Origin of the sequence: Nosocomiicoccus sp. HMSC067E10, assembly GCF_001810835.1 — a bacterium.
In the GTDB taxonomy this organism is placed as follows: Bacteria; Bacillota; Bacilli; order Staphylococcales; family Salinicoccaceae; genus Nosocomiicoccus; species Nosocomiicoccus ampullae_A.
Genome location: NZ_KV802781.1, coordinates 1 through 14,836, shown reverse-complemented (window position 1 = coordinate 14,836; position 14,836 = coordinate 1). Strand labels below are relative to the sequence as shown.

Genomic DNA, 14,836 nt, shown 5'->3' with positions numbered 1-14,836 from the left:
ATCTCTGGAAGTAACCTTAATGAAATGACTAAAAGTCTTCCTTCTCTAGGTTTAAACTTAGTGATATAATAATAAAAACTATGTACTGTAAGGAGATATTATGGATCATATAACCGCTCATAAGTATAGTACTGCCAATAAAACGATGCTAGAAAGTGAAGAACGATGTGGATGTTTCCATTGTGTTAGTATCTTCTCACCGAGAGAAATAACTGAATGGAGCATAGATTATCGAGATAAGACAGCCATTTGTCCATACTGTGGTATCGACGCTGTCATAGGAGAATCGGTTGGATATCCACTTACAAAAGAATCATTAGAGAAAATGCACAATCACTGGTTCTAAACGAAAATATAATGCGAGACGATAGAAATGAAAATTCTATCGTCTTTTTTATTTGAAAAAGTAGAGGGCCGTATATCATTAAACGGGTATTTCATTTTGTGAAAGTAAATCGAAAAAATTAGGATCAATGCTTGATAACTCGATGAAAAACAATTGTCCGTCGCGAATCATCGGTGAAACAGACTTCCCGCCGACGCTATGAGACTTATCGTCGGCCAAATTTCTATTCACCGACGGGAATCATCGAATCGTCGGCGAATTCTCAGGGAACCACTTTTTCACCGACGATACTCGATTTACCGTCGGTATTTTAAAAACTCGCCGACGATAACCCTGTTAGCGACGGTGAAGATTTCAGTTCGCCGACGATAGGGCGCTCGAATATTTTTATAACTAATATCAATCTAAAATAGGTCAGATTTTTAATATACGTACAACATCATCTAAATTATTGATGTTTGAAGATGGACATATGAATCCCATTTGATTTAAAACTGCTTGGAAATCTATAGTTACTAATTCTTCGCTCAAGTTCATAAATTCTTTGGTAAGTTGATCTGCAAAAGTATTAAAATCTTTTGGTTCTAATAATAATTTCAGAATAAAAGTTAAACTTGCAACAGAAGAGTCAATCTCAGTTAAGTTCAAATACCCATCAAACTTAATGACATAGGGTTTTCCATATCTATTTCTTTTCTTAAAGTTATAGAATCTCTCGTCATGAGCAAGTATGTTTCTAAAAATACCTAATGTCTTTAAATAATTATTAAAGTTTTTCGGTGATATAGGATGATTATGGTCAAAATTATCTGACACAGACTTTCTTTCACGATGTTTCATATGTGAGTAGAACTTACTTGTTTCTCCAAAAGTCATCGAATTAACCAAGACCCATAACGGTACATAGTTATGTTCTTCTCTATAATGTTTAATATATGGTTGTACATTCTTAGATTTCCAAATATTATTTGTTAGTTTGCTGATTAAATAGTTTACATCTGTATTTTTGATGCCATCACTATAGGGTGTGAAGTTATTCCTATGTAAATATTCATAGTCTTTATAACCAAAATTCATAGAGAAATTATAAGCAATAGATGATTTAACTAGTTCTTCTATTCGTAAAACTTCATTAAGATAAAGACTTCGTAGTCTTTTATCGAACATATATAATGCGTATATTTCTTGCAAAGAGCTACCTTTTATATAGGTTCCCTTACTTTTGTTTGATAAAAACAAGTCGGAATATCCATTGATTAAATTATAATAATTACTCTTTTAATTATGTTTAAATTATAATAAATCGGAAAAACATCTAGTCCTCTGGACTTAAGTAATTTTAATTGTTGCGCATAAGTTTTAAAGACTTTGTCTTGCTTAATCAACACCTCACTCCTAACCTAAAAAGTGTAAAAGTAAAATAACCAGATTTGACAAACTATATCTATATTATATAATATAGATAGCAGACTGACCTTGTCATTTATGGCAAGGCTCTTTTTATATCTATACATAATTAAATATATTATACTAAAAAGTTGATTGAATTTGTTTATTAATTAGCCTTTCTTAAGTAAATAAGACTATTGCTTAGGAGGGCTATTTTTCTATTAAAATTTAATATAGGGAGATCTAACAATGACAGAAAAAATTAGCACAAAAACGTTGTACCAAACATTATGGAATTCAGCAGACTTATTGCGTTCTAAAATGGATGCGAATGAATATAAAGATTACTTGCTGGGCCTTGTTTTCTACAAATACTTATCTGACAAAATGTTATATTACATATCTGAATTAATGGAGTCACCAACTCAAGATTTAAATGAAGCACAGCAAATTTATGAAGAAATATACAGTGACGATGAAGACCGTGAAGACTTATTATATGATGTACAAGATACATTCTCATATACAATTAAACCAGAATTAACTTTCACAAACTTAATGTCACAAATTAACGATGGTACGTTTGAATTAGAATCTCTTGCGAGAGGGTTTAAAGATATCGAGCAGTCATCTGAAGCATTTGAAGATCTGTTTGAAGACATTGATTTATATGCACGTCGACTTGGAACAACAGATCATAAGAAAAACGAATTAATCGCATCAGTGATGAAAGAACTGTCTACATTAAACTTAACAGGTCACGCTGGTGACGTGCTTGGTGATGCTTATGAATACTTAATCGGACAATTTGCGTCTGAATCTGGTAAAAAAGCAGGGGAGTTCTATACACCTCAACCTGTATCAGAATTAATGACTCGTATCGCTATTGAAGGTAAGGAAGATAAAGAAGGGCTTACTGTATATGACCCAACGATGGGGTCGGGTTCTTTAATGCTAAACGCGAAAAAATATTCAAATCATCCAGGAAAAATCTCATATTTCGGTCAAGAACTAAACAATACGACATATAACTTAGCACGAATGAATATGATTTTACACGGTGTACCAATTGCGCAGCAACACCTACATAACGCAGATACGTTAGATGCTGACTGGCCAACAGAAGAACCTACAAACTTTGATATGGTACTTATGAACCCACCATATTCAGCAAAATGGTCTGCAGAAAAAGGCTTCCTAATGGATAACAGATATTCTAGATATGGCCGACTTGCGCCAAAATCAAAAGCGGATTTCGCATTTCTATTACACGGATTCTATCACTTAAAAGATACAGGAACGATGGCAATCGTACTCCCACACGGTGTACTATTCCGTGGTGGTGCAGAAGAAGCAATCCGAAAAAAATTATTAGAAGATGGATCAATAGACGCGGTAATTGGATTACCTTCGAACCTATTCTTTAACACATCTATTCCAACGACAATCGTAATCCTGAAAAAAGACCGTCCGAACCGTGACGTTCTATTCATAGATGCGTCAGCGGAATTCGAGAAAAAGAGAAATCAGAACCACTTAACAGAGGAACATATCAATAAAATATTAGTGACATATAAAAATAGAGAGTTCGTAGATAAGTATGCTTACGTTGCAGACTTTGAAGAGATACAAGAAAACGACTTTAACTTAAACATCCCGAGATACGTCGATACATTCGAAGAGCCAGAACCAATCGATATAAAAGCATTATCAAAAGAAATGCAGGAGATCAATAAAGAGATCGCTGAAGCGGAGAAAGAATTCCTTGCAATGCTTGATGAGTTAGAAGTGACAGATGAATCAAGAGAAATCATCGAGGCGACAAGGGAGATGTTCAAATGATGAAAAAACAAGGTAAGCAGAGACTAGTGCCTAAGCTAAGATTCAAAGGATTCAGTGAAGATTGGGAGCAGTGTAAGTTAAAAGAAATAGGAAAAGATTATTCAGGTCTAAGCGGTAAAACAAAAAAAGACTTCGGACATGGAGAATCTTTATATGTCCCATATAAAAATATATTTAACAATCATATTGTTGATGTAAATAATTTAGAAAAAGTAAATGTAGAAAGTAAGCAAAATAAAGTTAGTTATGGGGATATATTCTTTACGATTTCTTCAGAGATTCCAGAAGAAGTTGGTATGTCTTCTGTAATGGGAGAAGATATAGAAAACCTTTATTTAAATAGCTTTTCTTTTGGATTGAGGCCCCATAAAGAAACTGGTTTAGATGTTATTTTTTCAAGTTATTTATTTAGAACACCAACCTTCCGAAAGAAAATGTATATACTTGCACAAGGAATTTCTAGATACAACATTTCTAAAACTAATGTTATGAGATTGGTCGTTGAATTACCTAGTTTTAATGAACAAAAGAAGATTGGTGAAATTCTTTATAAACTGGAAAGCATGATTACTCTTCATAAGCGTAAAATGCAAGTGTTAAAAGATCAGAAAAATCTATATTTAAATAAAATGTTTATTTCACAACAAGGTGATATTCAATTACGTTTTAAAGGGTTTACTGAACCTTGGGAGCAGGAAAAGCTTGGAGTAATGTGTGATTTTAAAGTCGGTGGTGATGTCGACAAAGTTAAACTGCTAGAAAATGGGAAATATCCTGTTATAGCAAATGGGAAAGAAAACGATGGTATCATCGGATATTATAGTGATTATAGATTTTCGGAAGGTAAAGTTACCGTATCTGGAAGAGGAGACGTGGGATACGCAAAGCTAAGAGAAAGACCTTTTACTCCGGTAGTCAGATTAATTGTAATTAGTTCCTCAGTAATTCAAGGGAAATTTTTAGAACTTTTAATTAATAATTTAAAGATTTATAACGAATCCACAGGTGTGCCGCAACTAACAGCCCCACAGCTTTCTACATACTATGTTAGTTTTCCGTCTCAAGAAGAGCAATTAAAAATCTCTAATATGATTTTATATTATGAAAAACTAATTACTCTTCATAACAAAAAACTAAATAAACTTGAGTCTTTAAAGAATGAATATTTAAATTATCTTTTTATTTAACTTAAAGTCCCAATTTTCATTGGGACTCTTTTTTATACTATAGTCGCTAGGAATTGCATCATTTTATGATTGTCTTTATTTTCTAATTCTCTAATAATGTGTAGGTAGGTTTGCTGAGTTGTCGTTATGTTTGAGTGCCCAAGTCTTCTTGATACACTTGCAATCGATACACCTGCAAATAATAATAACGATGCATGCGTATGTCTAAGTCCATGGATTGAAATTACTGGTATTCCAGCATCTGTGCATTTTCTTTTTAGATAGTCATTAATTGTTGAGTTAAATATTCTTCGTCTAATGAACATTGGTCTATCTTTTGGTAGACCTATAGTTAAGTTCGAAAAATGCATACATGTTTGCCAATCTAGTTGTATTTTACGATTAGATGACTCATTCTTTGTTGGTATAAACCCACCTCTCTTATTTTTGTAGTTCCAAGATTTTGATATAGATAATGTTTGGTTTTTAAAGTCGAAATCATTTGGCGTAAGTGCAAGTGCTTCAGAGAATCGAAGTCCTGTTTTAGCAACGAGTAATATAAACCAATCTCTATTTATTACACTTTTAAGATCTAAAGTAGAAATAAGGGTTTGTAACTCACTCTGGTTTAAATACTTTTGTTTCTTATCACCTGGATTCTTCCCTTTAATTACTGCTTTTCTAGTTGGATCTCTTTCAATTAAACCCTCGTCCACAGCATCTAAAATAGCAGCTTTAACTTGATGATGAAAATCCATTGTAGTTTGCTTTTCGTGTGTTAAAGCATAATCGTTAATCAACTTTTGATACGTCATTCTGTTCAACTGAGATATTTTTAAATCAGGCGCTAACTCTTTAAGTCGACGATAGGTGATATTGTACTTATTTAAAGTTACATCTCTAACTGCTCCAACTTTATAGAGTTCCACCCAATCCTTAAAATAGCTGTGAAACAAACGATTCTTACTTAATTTTCTAACCATAAAAATAAACCTCCAAAATAGTTTTTAGAGGTTTAGTGTAAAGTTTAAAAAAGTATTTTACGTATTAATATTGTTTAAATAAATAAATCTTTTAAGTAATAATCTTTTAATTTCTCTAGTTTTTTTAGAAAAGCTTTTGATTTATTTGTAGCTATCAATTTTTGATCAATCAAGCTAGCTATAAATTTCTGATCATTAATATCATTTGGAATAGCTAATTTAATTTTTAAAAAATCTTTTGGCTTAACACTACTTCTTTCGTAAACAGTACCTTCTTGATACTTAAGAGCTTTATTAATAAAATTCCACTGTGTAAATACATACTCAAGATATTCAGAATCTTGGTTTGTCGTAAAAGTAATATATATTGGAGAGAACACTGCATTTCCGAAAGTATTTCTATTAATAGCACCAAACTTTAGATTAGCTGGATTATATACAAGGTCATTATATAAGGTTTTCTTGTATTTTTTCTCACTCTTTCGAACTAAAAACTCACGATTATATCTCTCTGTTTTTTTTGTTACTCCTTCATCAGCAGTAAAGGAAACCAATGGATACTCATCATTAGGAACGTTTGTTTCTTTTCTTTCTTTTAAAATATCTTCTAGTTTTACAACCCTATATTCTATATTATTAAAGCTCTTCTGAATTTGTTCTGAATATGGAATAAAACTCTCTTTTAAAGCTTCAACATATTTTAGTTCTAACTCGATTTTACGCTTATGAAGAGTAAGTAATTTATCGATAGTTCCAATAAAATCAGCTATTTTATTCTGTTCCTCGATATTTCTAGAAATGTTTACTTTAATATCAACAAGATCTTTACTACTTATAGCTGGATAACTTGACCCCGTACATCTATTTAACACTTTATTTACAAATTTATTTTTTTGAATTATTGAAAATAAAAATCCAGAATTGAGTTTCGGTCTTAGCTGCGTATACCCTGTAGAAAATACATAATTACTGCAATCTAAATTAAACAAAAGATTATTCTTCTGATACGGTCTAACATTTTGAAAGAATATATCTCCTTTTTTTGCAAGTCTTTGAGCTCTAGAAGGAGCATTTTCTATATTTGTGCATTCATATGAAATAAGACTAGTTCCTAAAACAGACTCTAAATTAACATAATTAAATTTTTCTGGTAACTCTTCATAAGGGTTAGTAATTACTACATTTTTAAGCTTTTCCTGCTCCCAAGTTCGTATAAAGCACTTTACGATTATTAACTCGCATTCCACTCATGACATACATGAACTATATCTAAATCATGTGTTATTTCGAAATACACTATTACTCTCTAATTTTTTATTATTACTCTTCATATGCGTAAATTAAAGTTCTTTCTAATGTATAATATACTCACTAGGTATTTTATTTGGAGTGAGTGTATGAGGTTTACGGCTGAAGAGACGATGGAGCGTCGTTTGATTGAAGAGTTAACTAAGAATGTGTCTCAGTGGACGTATCGTGATGATTTACGGACTGAGGATGATTTGTGGGAGAATTTACGTCATAAGTTGAATATGAACAATAAAGCGGTTTTAGATGATGTGCCGCTTTCTGATAAGGAGTTTGAGCAGGTTAAGAACGAACTGAGTTTCCCGAACTTTTACCGTGCGGCTGAGTTTTTAGCAGGTGAAAATGGGATTGCGAATGTGCGTGTCGTTCGTGATGATCCGCGTGTCGGTGAGATTCGTTTAATGGTCATGAATAATCGTGATATTGCAGGTGGTTCGTCTTCTTATGAGATTATTAATCAGTATCAAGCGAGTAAGACGAGTAGTACGGATCGTAATCGTATTTTTGATGTTACACTTTTAATTAATGGGTTACCGATGATTCATATCGAACTTAAAAATCGTTCGACGTCTTATATGGATGCATTTAGACAAATTGATAAGTATTCTGGTGAAGGTAAGTTTAAGGGAATATTTTCTTCGATTCAAATGTTTGTTGTGACAAACGGTGTTGATACGCGCTATATTGCGGCAGCCCAAAAAGGGAAATTGAACTCTAAGTTTTTAACACGCTGGGTGGATGAGAATAATAAACCAGTGAATAACTACTTAGACTTTGCGAAAGATGTACTATCTATTCCACAGGCACATAAAATGGTCGGACAATATTCTGTATTAGATAGTGAGAGACGTTCGATTATTTTACTAAGACCGTATCAAATTCACGCGATTGAAGCGGTTCAAGATGCTTCTAAGCTACATAAATCAGGCTATGTATGGCATACGACAGGTTCTGGTAAAACATTAACGTCATATAAAGTCGCGAGAAACTTATTACTTATGAATAGCATTGAAAAAACGATATTCATCGTTGACCGTGTGGACTTAGATCAGCAAACGGGAGACTCGTTTAAATCTTATTCAGCAACTGACGTTGTGTCAATTGATGATACGGATAACGTAAATGATTTAATTAAAAAATTATATTCGAAAGATAAGACCGTCATCGTTACGACGATTCAAAAATTAAATCACGTTATGCGTCGTTATGAAGGTAATGAAGATAGTCCAAAGTGGAAATCGATTCGAGGTAAGAAACTCGCATTTGTTGTGGATGAGTGCCATCGTGCAATATCACCGAAAAGACAAATGGAAATCGAGAAGTTTTTTAGAGAATCATTATGGTATGGATTCACTGGAACGCCAATATTTGAAGAGAATGCTAAAGAAGTATTTGCCGATCTTCCACGTACAACAGAAGAGCAGTATGGAGATTGTCTGCACAAATATACTGTAAAAGAAGCGATTCATGATAAGGCAGTACTCGGTTTTCAAATTGAATATAAGAGTACATTTACAGAAGACGAATTAAGAGATCATGTGGATCGACAATATAACGGTACTATTACGGACTTTGATGATTTAGAACCAGTAGAACAAGAAGAACTAATTAAAAAAGAAGCATTTGAAACAATCGGTCATAAATTAACAGTTATCGACCAAATTGTTAATAAATCGCGTCATAAATTTGGCATGCATAATGAGATTGGAAAACAATATAGTGCGATATTAACGACTTCATCGATTGCGAGTGCTCAAGATTATTATCGTTTATTTAGAAAAGTGATCAACGATGAATCCGAAGTTAAAATTTCAGAACAAGTGAAGAAACGACTTCCAGATTTCCCGAAAGTTGCGATTACGTATTCTATTTCAGAAAACGAAGAGCATTCGTTTAAAAATCAAGAATACATGAAAGAATCGATGGAAGACTATAACGAAATGTTTGGAACGAACTTCACATTAGACCAAATTGGTGCGTATAACAGAGACGTGAACCATCGTCTTGCAAGAAAACAAGACAAGTATAAGTTCAGAGAAGAGCAGTTAGACTTAGTCATTGTTGTAGACAGATTATTGACAGGATTTGATGCACCGAGTTTAGCTATTCTATTTATGGATCGTTATCCAATGCCACCGCATCATTTAATACAAGCCTTTTCTAGAACAAATCGTTTATATGATGAAGGTAAAAAATACGGTCAAATTATGACGTTTAGAACGCCATATACTTTTGAAGAAAAGGTGAAAGAAGCACTCTTCTTATATTCAAACGGTGGAGAATCATTTGTACAAGCACCGAAATGGGAAGAGGCGTTTGATAGTTTTAAAGAAGCGTTCGATGAATTAATGCATATTGCACCGAAGCTAGAAAGTATCGATTTATTAACAGAGATTACGAGTAAGAAGATGTTTGCAAAAGCATTCCAAGCGTTTGATAAGAAGTTCCAAGAGCTTCAAGTATACTCTGATTACACCGAGGAAATTGCTGAACAATTTGGAATTACGAATGAGAAGCTGGAAGACTATACTGCGAAATATAATAACATAATCGAGGAAATTAAGGCAGAATCAGGTGAAGACGATGAAGACGACGATATCATCATCGACATTGCATACGAAATAAATTCAGTTTCAAAAGATACTGTCAATCATGAATATATATTAGGGCTTATTCAAAGTGTAATGGAAAGTCGTGTGAATCATGATGAGCCAGAAGAACGTGTAGAGACAAAGCAATCAGAGATTGAATCTTACATTTCAGATTTAATACAGTCGAACGAAAAATTAGGACATCTCGTAGAAAAACTTTGGAAAAATATTAAGCAAAATCCAGAGAAGTATAATAAAGATGATGTCATGATTCTATTTGAACAACTAAAAGAACAAGAGAAAGAAACAGTCGTCAAAGAATTTGCGTATAAATACGCGCTCAATGAAAATGATTTAATGTTTGTCGTTGATAACTTTAGAGCATCTTCAGATAATCAAATCGGTGAAAGAGATTTAATAGACTCAGGGGATTACCAGACATACAAAGCGCGTAATGATGATGCAGAAAAACGATTTAGATATCGAAGAGTCATCAAAGAAAATTTAAAAGATACGTATGCAAAAGAAATTGCGCCGCTGTATGAAAGGTAAGGAGTGAGTACAATCGATAGAGGGATTATTTACGTGATGTCGACAGCTGTTCCAGGTCTAGTTAAAATCGGTAAGACAGGCGTTGATAACTTCGAAAATCGTATGAACTTTCTTGAACGGAATGGATATTTTAACGTCGTCGCTTTAGACAGAAAGTTCGCTATTGAAGTTGAAGATTATCATGCAAAAGAAGTACTGCTAGATGATATTTTTAAAAAGAGTAAAGTTTCTAATTCAGAACTATATGCTTTGGATATTGATCTAGTCATTCAATTACTTTCATCATTTGAAGGCAGACAAGTATTTCCTATAGAAAAGTCTAAAGAAGAGACATTTGATGATGCAACTAAAGAAGTAGAAATGAAAAGAGATACTTCACTTATCCCTGATGGTGAATACGTATTAAATAGAAGAGTAAGAGGTTTCGGTGAAGTAAGGGGTATAGCTCGTGTTGAAGACGGTGTCTTTACAGTGTTAAAAGGAAGCCTTTGTGCACCGGATGGAGATACCTCACATTTAAATGAAACAAGAAGACTCGCGCATATAGTTGATAATATTTTACAAGAAGATGTCATTTGTACGTCACCATCAACAGCAGGCTTTGTAATTATCGGCAACCAAAATAACGGCTGGATGGAATGGAAAACCCGTGATGGAAAACCATTAGATATATTTAGAACTAAAAAATAATATATTCAGAAGCTAACAACTGTTAGCTTCTTTTTCATTTCTGTAATTTTATAGCACTTCTTTGCTACACTATCCCTATATACAATTTTGGAGACGATGTTTATGAAAATTGGTGTAATTTCTGATTTGCATGTTGATAGATATCATAATGATGAAATTAATGAAACGGTCTTTTTACGTGAGGTTTCGAATGAGGTGCGCCGTCTTTCGCTTGATTTACTCATTATCGCGGGCGATATTTCGAATGATCATATAAAGTCACAGCAGTTTACTCAAGCAGTTGAATGTGTGACGGGTGTGAAGGTGATTTTTATCCCCGGGAACCATGATTTTTGGAATGCGAGCGGAGATGATAAGTCGTCGTGGGAGATTTACGATTATTTTAAGCACCAGCCGAATTCTCTCTTGGAGAAACCGTATATTATTAATGATGAGTGGGCAATTGTCGGGAGTCCTGCGTGGTATGATTATTCGTTTGCGAGCGAAAGATTTTCTTATGAGGAGTTAGAGCGTCGCGCGTTTAAAGGTGGTCATTGGCAGGATAAGTTTAATATTGACTTTAAAATCTCAGATGTAGACGTTGCGAACTATTTTGCAGAACTTACAAAGAAAGATCTCGAAAAAGTGAAAGATAAAAAAATCATCCTCGTTACACATGTTGCAACAAATAAAAAGTTCCGTGTGCCGATGCCTCATAAAATATTCGATTATTATAATGCATTTATGGGTACAACAAAATATGATGATTTTTATAATGAATATGATATTCAATATAGCGTTTCAGGCCATATTCATTTTCGTCATAACTTTATAGAGAATGGCGTCACATTTATATGTGCGTGTCTCGGTTATAGAAGAGAATGGAGAACGAAAGTAATCACAAAAGAGATACGTGATGCGATGTATGTCATTCAAATCTAGGACAGAGGAGGACTATTTTCTTTTAAAGAGTGTGTAAACTCGCTTATTCGATTTGTAAAAAATAAAAACGCTTAAAATTTTGAGTATTTTAGAAAGAGGTAAGTAATCATGAAAGCGAAGCTATTATTTTTATCTGCTGCTATAGTGATGTTAACTGCATGTCAGTCACCGACCGATGACAAAGCCGAAGATACTTCAGCTAAAAAAGATGAAAAAACTGAAGAAACGACTCAAGAAAATACGTCAAAAGAAAATGAAACAAAAAAAGATAATGCAAAAGAAAATACAAGTAATCAAACAGATACGCTACAAAAAGACGCTACTAAAGGTGAAGTGACGACAGAACACTACTCAAATGTCGTTGATGGTATTGAAGTAGATATTGAGATTACTGCAGACAAAGAAAATGATATTCTTTTAACTCTACATCAAGTTGAAAAAATCCCGTATGAATACTATGACTTAAAAAATGAAGAAGAAGCCAATCAACTTGTTGATCAAGAAAATGCCTATCATGATCAATTACTATCAGACCTTCCGGATGACGTCGCAAAAGTGACTGCAGAAAACCTTCCAGACGAAAAAGCTTTAAAGTATGATAAGTTCTATAACTACTCTGACCCAGAGAACGTCCAAACATTTATAGCGTATGATATCGTTGAGGGTAATGGAACAGAAGAAACTGTCAGCTATGAGTCATTCATCGAGTCATTAAAAGAGCTTGGAGTGATTGAAGATGATTCAGCTTCAAATTCTAACATAGATAAAAAAGCGCTAGACGAAAAAGTACTACTCGTTGCTGATAAAAAAGATGTTGAGAAATACGACAAGTATTATTATGAAGCAAGTAATGATGTAGAAGATTTTTATAAAATGTATGTCGTAGATACTGAGAAAGATCAAATACTCTATGAAGTACAGATGTCTGAAGTTGCATACAAAGATATAAATGTTGAAAATAAAAAAGATGCAGAACAATTGATAGAAGAAAAGAGTAAAGAGTTTGAAAAAGCATTAAACGGAGTTCCTAAGGATATAGCAAGTGTTGAAATTGTTAACGATGAAGAAAGTGAAATGATAAAAGTTTTCCACATCGTAAACTACGATTCTCCTGAAAATGTTAAAGCATTAGCAGATGCGAATGTAGTAACGGCAGGTTACAATGGTACAGATTTTGTAAGCCATTCACAAACAGTAGAAACTCTTAGTAAATCGGGTGGCTTGAAAGAAGTAAAATAAGATGCGGTAATACTGAAAAAGGATAAGTTCTTCTGGACTTATTCTAATACATAATATTTTATCGTATAATAGATAGAAATGAAAAAGGGAGATTTTAATAATGAAACTAAGAACGATACTATTATCTTTAATGGTTATAGTACTTGTTGCATGTAATAAAGGTCCATCAGAACACGTGTTTACAGGGACGATTGACGACATGGACGTTCAGTCAACAGTAGTCGTTGAAGGTGACGATATACAGTCAGAGCATCTCGTATATGAGTTGTCTTATGAAGCAGGCGGTATCGAAAATGACGATGAAGCAAAAGAAGCAGCAGAGGTTCAAAGAGAAACATATGAAAGACTTGCAAGTAACGCACCCGACGGAGCTGTTAAAGTGAATGTCGAAGTCGATGAAGAAAAACAAGCAATCATCATGACATTTGACTTAGATTATACAACACCTGAAAATGTTCAAGGATTAATCGAAGTTGGTTTCCTTGATGGTGATAAATCAGCGTCAACAGTAAGTTTTAAAGAAACGAAAGAACAATACGAAGCAGACGGTCTAAAAGAACAGGAATAATCGATTGTGTGTGTTTATAAACAGTGCTATAGCTGTTCGTATATAAGAAAATTTGTTACGATATAACACATACAATGTTAAAAGGTATGTGCTTATATTGAAAATTATTAAAATAATCACTTTGCTCGCTCTAGTGCTCGTGCTCACTGCATGTGTGTCTACAAAAAAGTCCGTATTTACTGGAACGTTTGAAGAGTATAATCGTACAGTGACGGTATATCATAAAGACAATGTGGTAACAAAAGAGATTTACGAAACGACCGCACCTTTAAAATACTGGGGCTATGAGACGACAAAAGACGCGAGAGAGTCTTTACAAGATGAAAAACAAAAACTAAAAGAAAAATATGAAAGATTACCAAGAGGGACTGTGAAGTTTGACTTTGCAGTAAATAGTGATGATACAATCACTCAAAAGATGGTCATCCTTTATGATGATAAAAAACTCCGCGCACTTATTAAAGAGGGTATCGTAAATGAACGCGCTGAAATGAGTGACGGGAAAATCAGTTTTAATAAGCATAAATTCATTTTCGAGCGAAATGGTTTAACGCTAGAAGAATAAAACACGTGTGTCCCACCATAGAGACGCACGTGTTTTTTAATGTTTTTTATTATTTTACTTTTATTTCTTCGTACTTGTTAAACCATTCAGGGTACGCCTTTTTAAAGTTTACTGGACGAAAACCAGTTTCTGTCTTTTTACCGACGATACATGTCACTTCACCGTCCGCACACGTTTCACGTGCTTCATTGACGATTTCGAATCCGTACGTCACGCGAATTCCGGTGTTCTTTTCTACCCACGTGCGTACAAATGCACGGTCGCCATATATAATCGGATTTTTGTACGTAATATTGACGTTGTGAATCGGTGCGACGAATCCTTCTTTTTCCATTTCAACATAACTAAACCCGAGATCTTCAATGAGTTGAATTCTCCCAAGCTCTAGCCATTTTATATAATTTCCATGGTACATGACACCCATCATGTCCGTATCTGCATATAATAATTGGATTTCAGTTTCAGCAACGTATGCCATATGTGTTGACCTCTTTTCGGTTATAAAAATAAATTTGGATATTTATAATATTATCATATCGAAATGTAAGGTGTGATGCTTTAAAAAAGAATGAAGTATGAGTTCTCTGGACTCTTTCGATGTTAAGTATCTTATAATGGCATGTTATAAAATTACAAATATTTTTTAATCTTAAATTTCAAGTTTAAGTTAGCCACT

The 14,836-nt window shown here is 33.6% G+C and carries 13 protein-coding genes and 1 pseudogene; 9 read left to right on the top strand and 5 right to left on the bottom strand.

The features are described from left to right. Positions 1–100: 100 nt before the first annotated feature. A complete protein-coding gene (locus HMPREF2767_RS08245; protein ID WP_068129410.1) occupies positions 101–346 on the top strand; it encodes a cytoplasmic protein in 246 nt (81 codons plus the stop codon). Positions 347–424: 78 nt separating this feature from the next. Here HMPREF2767_RS08245 and HMPREF2767_RS08805 read toward each other — a convergent pair whose 3' ends face one another. Beyond that, complete coding sequence (locus HMPREF2767_RS08805) at positions 425–577, bottom strand: hypothetical protein (RefSeq protein WP_168162135.1); 153 nt, start codon at positions 575–577, stop codon at positions 425–427. Between the two features lie 183 nt (positions 578–760). Continuing rightward, positions 761–1,609: pseudogene (locus tag HMPREF2767_RS08240) on the bottom strand (Abi family protein); the annotation flags it as partial. Between the two features lie 375 nt (positions 1,610–1,984). On the opposite strand from HMPREF2767_RS08240, the gene HMPREF2767_RS08235 reads away from it, so the two are divergent. Both HMPREF2767_RS08235 and HMPREF2767_RS08230 read left to right on the top strand, forming a co-directional pair. Continuing rightward, entirely contained in the window at positions 1,985–3,577 is a 1,593-nt protein-coding gene (locus tag HMPREF2767_RS08235; protein ID WP_070623898.1) for a type I restriction-modification system subunit M, read from the top strand. After that, on the top strand, positions 3,574–4,764 hold the full coding sequence (locus tag HMPREF2767_RS08230; RefSeq protein WP_083302100.1) for a restriction endonuclease subunit S: 1,191 nt from the start codon (positions 3,574–3,576) through the stop codon (positions 4,762–4,764). Before HMPREF2767_RS08235 ends, HMPREF2767_RS08230 begins: the two co-directional genes overlap by 4 nt. Before the next feature lie 32 nt (positions 4,765–4,796). Here the strand turns inward: HMPREF2767_RS08230 and HMPREF2767_RS08225 are convergent, their stop codons facing one another. Further along, positions 4,797–5,726 carry a site-specific integrase gene (locus tag HMPREF2767_RS08225; protein ID WP_070623896.1) on the bottom strand — a complete coding sequence of 310 codons (930 nt, stop codon included), beginning with the start codon at positions 5,724–5,726 and terminating at the stop codon, positions 4,797–4,799. A gap of 74 nt (positions 5,727–5,800) precedes the next feature. Further along, entirely contained in the window at positions 5,801–6,973 is a 1,173-nt protein-coding gene (locus HMPREF2767_RS08700; protein WP_070623893.1) for a restriction endonuclease subunit S, read from the bottom strand. Positions 6,974–7,123: 150 nt separating this feature from the next. Here HMPREF2767_RS08700 and HMPREF2767_RS08215 point away from each other — a divergent pair, with 150 nt between their 5' ends. The 6 genes from HMPREF2767_RS08215 to HMPREF2767_RS08190 all read left to right on the top strand — a co-directional run bounded on the left by HMPREF2767_RS08215 (position 7,124) and on the right by HMPREF2767_RS08190 (position 14,160). Further along, positions 7,124–10,177: a type I restriction endonuclease subunit R gene (locus HMPREF2767_RS08215; RefSeq protein ID WP_070623890.1), complete on the top strand. Its 3,054-nt coding sequence runs from the start codon at positions 7,124–7,126 to the stop codon at positions 10,175–10,177. A 3-nt stretch (positions 10,178–10,180) separates the two neighbouring features. Beyond that, positions 10,181–10,867, top strand: a complete 687-nt coding sequence (locus HMPREF2767_RS08210) for a DUF4357 domain-containing protein (protein ID WP_210391816.1) — start codon at positions 10,181–10,183, stop codon at positions 10,865–10,867. A 102-nt stretch (positions 10,868–10,969) separates the two neighbouring features. Then, entirely contained in the window at positions 10,970–11,788 is an 819-nt protein-coding gene (locus HMPREF2767_RS08205; RefSeq protein ID WP_070623887.1) for a metallophosphoesterase, read from the top strand. 108 nt (positions 11,789–11,896) lie between these two features. Then, positions 11,897–13,027: a hypothetical protein gene (locus HMPREF2767_RS08200; protein WP_070623884.1), complete on the top strand. Its 1,131-nt coding sequence runs from the start codon at positions 11,897–11,899 to the stop codon at positions 13,025–13,027. A 100-nt stretch (positions 13,028–13,127) separates the two neighbouring features. Then, on the top strand, positions 13,128–13,595 hold the full coding sequence (locus HMPREF2767_RS08195; RefSeq protein ID WP_068130134.1) for a DUF1307 domain-containing protein: 468 nt from the start codon (positions 13,128–13,130) through the stop codon (positions 13,593–13,595). 97 nt (positions 13,596–13,692) lie between these two features. After that, entirely contained in the window at positions 13,693–14,160 is a 468-nt protein-coding gene (locus HMPREF2767_RS08190; protein WP_070623881.1) for a DUF1307 domain-containing protein, read from the top strand. 49 nt (positions 14,161–14,209) lie between these two features. On the opposite strand, the gene HMPREF2767_RS08185 is transcribed toward HMPREF2767_RS08190, so the two are convergent. Then, on the bottom strand, positions 14,210–14,638 hold the full coding sequence (locus HMPREF2767_RS08185) for an acyl-CoA thioesterase (RefSeq protein ID WP_040928576.1): 429 nt from the start codon (positions 14,636–14,638) through the stop codon (positions 14,210–14,212). Positions 14,639–14,836: the final 198 nt, after the last annotated feature.

Bases quoted from the DNA above. Each gene is read 5' to 3' on its own strand.
- HMPREF2767_RS08205 (WP_070623887.1), top strand. From the start codon at position 10,970: ATGAAAATTGGTGTAATTTCTGATTTGCATGTTGATAGATATCATAAT.
- HMPREF2767_RS08215 (WP_070623890.1), top strand. From the start codon at position 7,124: ATGAGGTTTACGGCTGAAGAGACGATGGAGCGTCGTTTGATTGAAGAG.
- HMPREF2767_RS08235 (WP_070623898.1), top strand. From the start codon at position 1,985: ATGACAGAAAAAATTAGCACAAAAACGTTGTACCAAACATTATGGAAT.
- HMPREF2767_RS08230 (WP_083302100.1), top strand. From the start codon at position 3,574: ATGATGAAAAAACAAGGTAAGCAGAGACTAGTGCCTAAGCTAAGATTC.
- HMPREF2767_RS08195 (WP_068130134.1), top strand. From the start codon at position 13,128: ATGAAACTAAGAACGATACTATTATCTTTAATGGTTATAGTACTTGTT.
- HMPREF2767_RS08200 (WP_070623884.1), top strand. From the start codon at position 11,897: ATGAAAGCGAAGCTATTATTTTTATCTGCTGCTATAGTGATGTTAACT.
- HMPREF2767_RS08245 (WP_068129410.1), top strand. From the start codon at position 101: ATGGATCATATAACCGCTCATAAGTATAGTACTGCCAATAAAACGATG.
- HMPREF2767_RS08225 (WP_070623896.1), bottom strand. From the start codon at position 5,726: ATGGTTAGAAAATTAAGTAAGAATCGTTTGTTTCACAGCTATTTTAAG.
- HMPREF2767_RS08185 (WP_040928576.1), bottom strand. From the start codon at position 14,638: ATGGCATACGTTGCTGAAACTGAAATCCAATTATTATATGCAGATACG.